4 protein-coding genes are annotated in these 3559 nt (G+C 69.5%); 2 read left to right on the top strand and 2 right to left on the bottom strand.

The window, feature by feature from the left end:
• On the bottom strand, positions 1-582 hold a 582-nt coding region (locus tag G6021_RS05345), incomplete at its 3' end, for an alpha-(1->3)-arabinofuranosyltransferase family protein (RefSeq protein WP_182640798.1).
• A 22-nt stretch (positions 583-604) separates the two neighbouring features.
• Entirely contained in the window at positions 605-793 is a 189-nt protein-coding gene (locus G6021_RS05340) for a DUF2613 domain-containing protein (protein WP_304816525.1), read from the bottom strand.
• Between the two features lie 154 nt (positions 794-947).
• On the opposite strand from G6021_RS05340, the gene G6021_RS05335 reads away from it, so the two are divergent.
• Both G6021_RS05335 and G6021_RS05330 read left to right on the top strand, forming a co-directional pair.
• Positions 948-1574, top strand: coding sequence for a TetR/AcrR family transcriptional regulator (locus tag G6021_RS05335; protein ID WP_179523607.1), 627 nt, complete (start codon positions 948-950; stop codon positions 1572-1574).
• Entirely contained in the window at positions 1571-3451 is a 1881-nt protein-coding gene (locus G6021_RS05330; RefSeq protein ID WP_182640797.1) for a long-chain-acyl-CoA synthetase, read from the top strand. The genes G6021_RS05335 and G6021_RS05330 overlap by 4 nt, the downstream gene beginning before the upstream one ends.
• Positions 3452-3559: the final 108 nt, after the last annotated feature.

The raw sequence follows: 3559 nt of genomic DNA, 5'->3' as shown, positions 1-3559 counted from the left end.
GGCGGTGGCGACCGCGTTGACCGCGCCCATCAACGCCAGGGCCAGCGCGGCACCCGCCCCACCCCGGCGCGGGGACATCCGCCCCTGCAACACCCGCACCACCGGGAGCAGCACCCACGGCGCCAGCGCGACCGGCCAGATCTCGGAGGAGATCGACCCGAGGTCGCCGAGCATCCGGGGGGCGAGCGCGTAGAGGATCCCGGCCACGGCCCTGGTCTGGGGGGTGCCGATCCGCAGGGCGGCCGCGACCCGGACCACCCCGACGTAGGCGAGCGTCAGCAGAACCGCCCACCACAGACGTTGGGTCAGCCAGGCGGGCATCCCCACCAGGTCGAACAGCGCGAAGAACGGCCCCTGGGGGAAGAGGTACCCGTACGCCTGGTTCTGGACCTGGCCGCCGAACGACAGTCCGGTCCACAGGTGGGTGGCCTGCGAGAGAAAGCGTCCGGGATCGACGACGAGGTCGTACTTGGTGTCCGGGACGACCAGACCCGGGGACTGCAGGCAGGCGAGGAGGAGGAAACCGAGGAACGCGACGACCGCGTCACGCGCGCCTGCACCGAGACGGATCCCGCGGGTCACCTCGGCCGGCGCGGGGGAGGGACTAGCGGGCGCCGTACTCGACCTGGCCGAGGAGGGCCTGGTCGGCGGGCGGCTGCGCGACCTCCGGGATGGAGTTCTCGGCCATCGCGGAGCTGGCTCCGAAGGCGACGATGCCGCCGAGGACGATTCCGCCGACTGCGCTGGCGAGCGCTCCGGTACCGAAGCTCATCGAGTTCTCCCTGCGGGTCACGAGAATGGGGTGTCCCGGCGGTGCCCCGGGGCACGCCGTCGCCGAAAGAGTATCACCCGGTACCCGGTGGATCGTGCGTAGTGTCGCCCACAACTACTTACTGGCCGGTAAGTTGGTGTGGGACACGACACCACGTCCCGCCGGAAGGAGTCCTGTGACGACGGGGACCAAACGGATCCCACGCGCGATCCGCGAACAGCAGATGCTCGACTCGGCCATCCGCGTGTTCTCCGACCTCGGCTACCGATCGGCGTCGATGGACACCATCGCCAAGGACGCCAGGATCTCCAAGCCGATGCTGTATCTCTACTACGGCTCGAAGGAGGAACTGTTCTCCGCGTGCGTGACCCGTGAGTCCGGGCGACTCATCGACCACCTCACCTCCGCGGCGACCAGTGGGACCGGTGCGCGTCACAGTCTGGAGAGCGTCGTGGAGGCGTTCCTCGACTACGTGGACGACCACGCCGACTCGTGGAACGTCGTGTACCGCCAGGCCGTGGCCGAACCCGCCTTCGGCGACGAGGTCGAGAAGACCCGCTCCGTCCTGGTGGACCTGACCACCGATCTGCTGGCGCAGAACTCGGTGGACGGGCGCAGCCGCGAGGTGCTCGAGGTGGTCGCCACCGCGCTCGTCGGGGCCGGGGAGGCGGTCGCCGACCGCGTCGCACACCGGTCCATACCCAAATCGGTGGCCGCAGGAGTGGTCGTCGAACTCGCGTGGCGCGGCCTCGCCGGAGATCCCGCCAAGTCACTCACCACCCCGAAAGAGGAGAACCCGTGACCGACACGACCGAAGACACCACCCGCCGCACGTCCCAGGGTGCCAGGACCCTCAGCCCGTTCGACCTGGCGGGAGGCCTGCCCTCTCTCGTCTCCGATCTGCCCACCGTCCTGCGTGGTCTCCGGATCGTCCGCACCTCCCGCGGGACCGATAAGATCTCCATCGGCAAGAGGTTCCAGGAACTGGCGGCCGGCCAGCCGGACGCCCCGTTCCTGCGCTTCCTGGGATCCGAGATCACCTACGGGGAGGCGAACCGGCGCGCCAACCTCGTCGCCGAGGTGCTCAAGGCCCGTGGGGTCGAGCGGGGCGACACCGTCGGCATCTGCATGGTCAACCGGCCCGAGGTCATGCTCGCCATCCTGGGCGCGGTCAAGGTGGGCGCCTCGGTGGGCCTGCTCAACCACCATCAGCGCGGGGAGGTCCTCGAGCACTCGCAGAAGATCATCGAGTCGAAGGTCGTCCTCATCGGGGCGGAGTGCGCCGAGGCCGCCGGGTCCATCCCCCGCGAGAAGTGGATCGGTGAGCTGATCGCCGTGGGATCCGAGGTCGACCTCCCGTTCCGCGATTTCACGGCCGGCCGCCGCCCGGACGAGCTCTCCGATCTGACCTGGCTCGAGGACGAGCTGGAGAAGCTGGGCGCGGACGCCGGAGCCACCAACCCGCCCGAGGCGGACGAGACGCTCGGGAACGAGACCGCGTACTACGTGTTCACCTCGGGCACCACGGGCCTGCCCAAGGCCTCGACCATGTCCCACTACCGCTGGAACCGCGCGCTCGCCGGTTTCGGCCTGTCGGGTGTGCGGCTCAAGAAGGACGACGTCCTGCTGTGTCCGCTGCCGATGTACCACAACAACGCGCTCACGGTCGGCCTGGGCTGCGTGCTCGCCGCCGGCGCGTGCCTGGCCGTCGAGGAGCACTTCTCCGCGTCGAAGTTCTGGGACCAGGCCCGCGCGGCCGGGGCCACCGCCGCCATCTACATCGGCGAGATCTGCCGCTACCTGCTCAACCAGGAACCCGGTCCGGGCGACCGGGACCATTCCATCCGGGTGATGACGGGCAACGGGTTGCGCCCCGAGATCTGGGACGAGTTCCAACAGCGGTTCGGCGTCGACCGGATCTGTGAGTTCTACGCGGCCAGCGAGTGCAACATCGCGTTCGTCAACGCCTTCAACATCCCCAAGACCACCGGCTACTGCCCGATGGACTTCGCGATCGTGGACTACGACCCGGACACCGGGGAGCCCCGCCGCGGCGCGGACGGCCGGCTCACCAAGGTGGGCAAGGGCGGGACAGGCCTGCTGATCAGCGGCATCTCCGACACGCAGCCCTTCGACGGCTACACGGACAAGGAGGCCACGGAGAAGAAGGTCATCCGCGACGCCTTCACCGACGGCGACGCCTGGTTCGTCTCGGGCGACCTGATGCTGGACCAGGGCCTCAAGCACGCCTCGTTCGTCGACCGGCTGGGCGACACCTTCCGGTGGAAGGGCGAGAACGTGGCGACCACCGAGGTGGAGGCGGCCGTCAGCGCCCGCCACGAGGTCGACCAGGCCGTGGTCTACGGCGTGCCGGTGCCGGGTGCCGACGGGAAGGCGGGCATGGCCGCCGTCCGGCTGCACGACAAGTCCGACTTCGACGGCGCCGCGCTCGCCGAGCACCTGCGCAGGTCGTTGCCGTCGTACGCGGTTCCGCTGTTCATCCGGCTCTCCAAGGAGCTCGAGGTGACGTCCACTTACAAGAGCCGCAAGACCGAGCTGCGCGAGCAGGCGTTCGACACCTCCCGGTTCGACGACCCGCTCTACGTCCTGTCGTCCGACAACGGATACGTCCCCTTCTACGATGGGGCAGAGAACGACGTCGTCGCCGGTAAGGCCTGAGGCCGGGGACACCACGGAGGAGGTCCCGCCGCCGCATGCCCAGTCGCCGTGCGCACAGTCGCCGTGTGTCCGAACGACGGGCGCGCCGCGGCGGGACCGAGCTCTCCC

Source organism: Dietzia sp. CW19 (genome assembly GCF_014145265.1).
In the GTDB taxonomy this organism is placed as follows: domain Bacteria; phylum Actinomycetota; class Actinomycetes; order Mycobacteriales; family Mycobacteriaceae; genus Dietzia; species Dietzia natronolimnaea.
The sequence above is the reverse complement of the archived record's forward strand: the minus strand, read 5'-3'. Positions and strand labels throughout refer to the sequence as shown.